The 5,633-nt window shown below is 57.4% G+C and carries 4 protein-coding genes; 2 read left to right on the top strand and 2 right to left on the bottom strand.

The window, feature by feature from the left end:
- The first annotated feature begins 207 nt into the window (after positions 1-207).
- Entirely contained in the window at positions 208-1,659 is a 1,452-nt protein-coding gene (locus FHT77_RS31075) for a cryptochrome/photolyase family protein (RefSeq protein ID WP_183759300.1), read from the top strand.
- A 401-nt stretch (positions 1,660-2,060) separates the two neighbouring features.
- Here FHT77_RS31075 and htpG read toward each other — a convergent pair whose 3' ends face one another.
- Positions 2,061-3,950 (bottom strand): molecular chaperone HtpG, encoded by a 1,890-nt coding sequence (gene htpG / locus FHT77_RS31070; protein ID WP_183759299.1) that lies wholly within the window; start codon positions 3,948-3,950, stop codon positions 2,061-2,063.
- A 192-nt stretch (positions 3,951-4,142) separates the two neighbouring features.
- Between htpG and FHT77_RS31065 the strand changes: the two genes are divergently transcribed.
- On the top strand, positions 4,143-4,364 hold the full coding sequence (locus tag FHT77_RS31065; protein ID WP_183759298.1) for a hypothetical protein: 222 nt from the start codon (positions 4,143-4,145) through the stop codon (positions 4,362-4,364).
- Positions 4,365-4,765: 401 nt separating this feature from the next.
- Here the strand turns inward: FHT77_RS31065 and FHT77_RS31060 are convergent, their stop codons facing one another.
- A complete protein-coding gene (locus tag FHT77_RS31060; protein WP_183759297.1) occupies positions 4,766-4,912 on the bottom strand; it encodes a hypothetical protein in 147 nt (48 codons plus the stop codon).
- Positions 4,913-5,633: the final 721 nt, after the last annotated feature.

The following is a 5,633-nucleotide window of genomic DNA, read 5'->3' as shown; positions in this document are numbered from 1 at the left end:
TCGTAGCGGCGGCGTGTCATCATAGCTCCTAATTCGGAAGCCTTGAATCACGCCGAACGCAATACGCCAAGAGAATTTATGAGTTTACGGCCTAGGCAAGGTCGTTGCGAGCACTTAGAATTCGCCTTGACGCTGGTGATCAGTTTCTGATCCAAGCCCGGTGTCGTTCCGTAACAGATACAGGAACGTTGAAACAGGACGGGCTCATTGGCGACCGAAAATGCAAAGCCGGTTATTCTCTGGTTTCGGAAAGACTTGCGGCTAGATGACAACCGAGCCTTGCACGCGGCTTGCACGTCGGGGCGCCCTGTTATCCCCGTCTATATACGGGAACCCCGTTCGGACGGTACGGCCCCCCTTGGCGCAGCGCAGGACTGGTGGCTCCACCACTCCCTTGAAAGCATGCAGGGCGCGCTGTGCAAGCTTGGCGGTTCGCTGCATTTGGTCTCCGGCCATGCGCTGGATGAACTCAGCGACCTTGTTGCTTACAGCGGAGCAGAGACGGTACTGTGGAATCGGCGCTATGACCCGGCCGGCATTGCAATCGACACGCAGATCAAACGGACGCTTGCAGAGCGGGGCATAGAGGCCAGGAGTTTTCCCGGTCAGCTCCTCCACGACCCATCCAAACTGATGACCGGCGCAGGAACGCCCTATCGCACCTATACACCCTTCTGGCGTGCGTTGGAAAAGTTGTGCGAGCCGGGCGAGCCACTGGATCCGCCGACGAAGATCAGATTTGCGAACCTGCCTCGGGCGTCCGAACTGTTGGCCGACTGGACATTACTGCCCACAAGGCCGAACTGGGCGAAGGAGTTTAGCGACATCTGGATACCCGGTGAAGCGGCGGCACATCGACGGCTGAGCGATTTTGTCGAGGAAGACCTTCAAGGTTATCGGCTCAATCGCGAGCTTCCGTCGCGGCAGGCGACGTCCCAGCTCTCTCCCTACCTCGCGCTCGGAATTATTTCCCCGGCCCGCGTCTGGCACGAGACGCGGGGGTTGAGCAAACGCGTGCCAGTCGAGGATCTCGTTCACTTCCGCAAGGAACTTGCCTGGCGGGAGTTTTCCTACCACCTGCTCTATCACTTCCCAGGGCTTCCCAATACGAACTGGAACGACCGGATGGATACCTTTCCCTGGGAAAATCACCGGGAGCATTTCGAGATATGGACAAAGGGACTGACTGGTTATCCGATCGTGGATGCAGGGATGCGTCAGCTCTGGCGCCATGGTTACATGCATAATCGGGTTCGCATGATCGCGGCGTCCTTCTTGATCAAAGACCTGATGGTCGACTGGCGCCTCGGCGAGTCCTGGTTTCGGGACACGTTGATCGACGCTGATCCCGCCAACAACGCTGCAAGCTGGCAATGGGTCGCCGGATCGGGTGCGGACGCCTCTCCGTTCTTCCGCATCTTCAATCCGACCCTTCAGGGTGAGAAGTTCGACCCGGACGGTGCTTACGTACGCGAATTCGTCCCCGAACTGGCCAATCTTGACAACAGGTACATCCATCGGCCATTCGAGGCACCGGTCGATGTTCTGGCGAAGACAGGCATCACGCTCGGCACGACCTATCCCATGCCCGTGGTTAACCACGCGTTTGCCAGGGATAGAGCACTCGAGGCGTACAATGCGACAAAGGGCGCGTTTTGATCGCACGCCGCAGCCCGTGCAGCGTCTAAACGTGCATCACTGTAAACCAGCCATGCGATAGCCGCGGATAACGCGCTGGTCCGCCTCCATGTCTCGGGCCGATTGCGATAGCGGCCCGTTAGGCCATCGTTATTCCGATTGCAGGCATCGGCCGACGTTCCCGATCGCTGCGTAGGTTGGCGCCGGTCGCCCTCTGGATGCGTTGCTGTCGTCGGTGCCATCCACTCGATGTGTGGTCGAAGCAACCAAACCATTCGGAACGCATTTCGATTAGCGTATTGAAGCGTGGCATCACGGGGTCCGATCCACGTGACGTCAGGCTCGAAACGTCCGGTCTGCTCTATCTCATGCGGACCGGACATCTCGGTTGGGCCATCAAAACGGCTTGAGGCCACGCGTATTTATGATCGCGCCGCCCTTTCGAAAATCCTTGCAAAGCGCTCTGCGAAAGCCCGGGGGTCAAGTGGTTTGCTGCCGTCAAGAATACGGGCCTCGTCCAGCAGAAGCGCGACCGCATCCTCACGGAAGGCCGCGTCGCCGTCGATTGCGGCAATGGCCCTGATCATTGGATGAACAGGATTGATTTCAAGGACTGGTTTGGCTCCAGCCTGGATGCGACCCGCTCCCTGCAGGATTTTCTCCATCTGGAGATCGTAGCCTCCTTCCGTTGCCACGAGGCAAACCGCGCTTTCGGTGAGGCGGCCCGACACGCGAACGTCCGCGACATGATCCCGGAGCTGTTCTTTTGCGAACTCGATGAATGCCGTCGTTTCGGCAGGAGCGTCAGCCGCCGGATTGTCCAGGCCGTCAACCTTTGCAAACTGCGACAGATCGGTCGATCCCTGGGTAATGGACTTGAACGTCTTGCCTTCAAAGTCGGGAGCATTCATGACCCAAAAGCTATCGATGGAGTCCTCGAGCAGCAAGACCTCGATGCCTCGCGCGCGAAACCCCTCGAGGTGAGGTGAAGCCTTGAGCTGATCGTGCGAGCCGCCGGCGAGATAAAAGATCGCGTTCTGATTTTCCCTTGCGTCCTTCACATAATCTGCGAGGGAGCGGTGCGCCTCGCCCGATGCCGTCGTTCGGAACCGTGAAATAGCAAGCAGTTGAGCGCGACGCTCGGCATCCTCGTAGATCCCTTCTTTGAGAACGGCGCCGAAATTGTCCCAGAACGTCCTGAAGCCGTCGGCATCATCCTGGGCGAACTTCTCGATGGCACTGATAACTCGGTTGGTGACGCCCTTGCGGATAACCGTCAGGATCGGGCTTTCCTGGATCATCTCTCTCGACACGTTCAAAGGCAGGTCGGAGGTATCGACAAGGCCGCGGACAAAGCGAAGGTAGCGCGGCAGCACTTCGGCTTCATCGGTAATGAACACGCGCTTCACGTAAAGCTTCATGCGACCCTTTCGATCAGGGTCGAACATGTCGAACGGCTGGGAGCCGGGCACGTAGGCAAGCGTCGTATATTCATGACGCCCTTCTGCTCTGTAATGCACCGTTACGGCGGGCTCGTCGTATTGACCGGAAATTCCGCGGTAGAAGTCCGTATAGTCGTCCTTGGATATGTCCGATTTTGCCTTGGTCCAGAGCGCGGTGCCGTCGGTTAGCTGCGTAGGCTCGCCACCCGGTTTGTCGATCAGGTCGATTGCGACAGGAACGTGGCCTGATTGCTCCTTGACGATCTTCTCCACGGTCCATCGGGAGGTATATGTCCGGGCATCTTCCATCAGATGCAGCGTGATGCGTGTTCCACGCGCTGGCGCGTCGGCAGGATCCAAGCCTTTCACGGTGAAGCTGCCCTTGCCATCGGAACTCCAAAGCCAGGCCTCCTTGGCGCCAGCACGCCGGGAAATCACGTCGACCCGGTCGGATACCATGAAGCAGGAGTAGAAACCGACACCGAACTGCCCGATCAGCTGGCTGCCCTCTCCTGCCTTGCGCGCTTCAATGCGCTCCATGAAAGCCCGCGTGCCTGAGCGCGCGATGGTGCCGAGAGCCTCTATCATTTCGTCGTGGCTCATGCCAATGCCATTGTCCTCGACCCTTAGCTGCCCATTTTCCTCGTCAAGCGTGATCGTGATGCGGGCATCAGGTGCGCTTGCCAGCAGCGATGGCGTCTCTATCGCCTCATATCGGAGCTTCTCGCAGGCATCGGCTGCGTTCGAAATCAGCTCACGAAGAAAGACGTCCCGATCCGAGTAGACCGAGTGGACCATCATATGCAGAAGCCGCGCAACGTCCGCTTCAAACACGTGATTTTCGGCTGGCTTGTCTGCCGCAATGGTCATGCCGTATGTCTCCTGTCGGATTAGGAAATGGAGCCATGAAGTGCCCAAATCCATTCAAAAATTCAAGATGGTTTTCGATCCCGAGCCTGGCGGAGCGCACTTCCATTAACGCAGTTGTGCAAAGCGCTTCCTCGGATCTTTCTTATTCCTGGAGTCTTGCGACTATCCTCGCTTGTACCGGGAGTGAGTTCAATGTTGGTAGCGCGTTTGGTGCCGGGAAGCTTTTATTGGGCCAGACCCATGGCCGACATCCATGAGATCACGATCGTGCAAGTCTCGACCATGTTCGGCGAGGATCGGGACTTCTGGACGCTGGCCGCCATTGGTTCGGACCAGCATTACATGCCATCTGACTTTGAAATCATCGGACCGGTCGACGGACCAGGATGGACGCTGCGTCAGGCGGCTGAATAATACCGCACTGTCGGGATGCGTCATGGCGATGTGGGGACATCCCTCGCGTTGGTCGTCGACGCTGCCGCGTGCGTCTGATCCTCGATCTGTTCAACTTGCGCGATGACAGAACGACTTTCAACGCGTGAACTGAACTCACATGGGACTTCCCCCTCGGCATTTGCGACTACGGCCCCCTGCACAATGTGGGCTGCCGCATCTGCGCCCGTTACTGAGCCTGACCAGCAATATAAACAGAGCCAGCTTGACAACCGCGATTAGAGAACGTGTTGGGTCACAGTCCTTCGAAGTTCCGCAAAAGCCGGTCCCGGAAGCGGGGTTTCTAAGTGCGGTTTTCCTAGTGGGTGAGCCGATGCGGTATTTCTGTCGGACCCAGATCTTCTGAATCTTCTCTCTGAACGCTAATTCGCCGCGTCACGAAGCTTTTGATCCAATTCGCTGATCCAGGAGATATATTTTTCCCGCAGCGGATGATCTTCCGCCAACAAGGCAAGCTTCATTTCCGCGAGCTGGCGCTGATCACGGATGAGTTTAACGTCAATCTTCATTCATAGCTTTTCCTGATTCTGCTGGTTCAATTCAGTACATTTCCAGAAGGAGTACTACCTGATTGCACGAGTCTGCACAACAGACTGTTCCTTCTTTGTTCCGTGTCACCTTCGCCGAGTCTCTGCTCGGCAGAGACGCCAGTTTTGAAGTCCGGGCAAGAACCCGATCGGCGTGGTGGCCGCGGACTGCAGTCATTTATGTTGGCGAAATCTTCGAGGGGAATATTGGTATAAGCCGGCGCCTTGACCCCACCCGAGCGGCAGAACAATGAAGCGGCTCGAACTGAGAAGCTTGCGGTTCCATCAGCAACATTCTCAAAAGCAATTAGATGCCTCACACGGTTGGCACTTTCGGGTAAGGATCGTCATCCTGCACGACGACGTAGCCAACATTGTTGAATATGCCCGAGTGCGCTCGACCCCGCGAATGAGTACTTCTGATTATTGGGCGAACCCATGGCGACGGGATTTCACGCCGGGCGCTTCGGCAGCATATCTACCGGCCTCACCTCAAGGCCACCAGCGAGCCCGACCAGGCGTAGCGAAGTGCTCATGCTTCTTACTCCCCGGACAACCGCTCGAGGCAGACTGTTTTGACAACCTCCTGCAGGCTCCTGACCCGCTCCGTAAGCCAGGCAAGTTCCTCTTGGGTGATCTCGTATTGGGAGGAATACCTGGCTTCGACATAGGCGCGAGACAGCAGCTCGAAGCACCGCCGCGA

Origin of the sequence: Rhizobium sp. BK181 (assembly GCF_014193305.1) — a bacterium.
Taxonomy (GTDB): domain Bacteria; phylum Pseudomonadota; class Alphaproteobacteria; order Rhizobiales; family Rhizobiaceae; genus Rhizobium.
The sequence above is the reverse complement of the archived record's forward strand: the minus strand, read 5'-3'. Positions and strand labels throughout refer to the sequence as shown.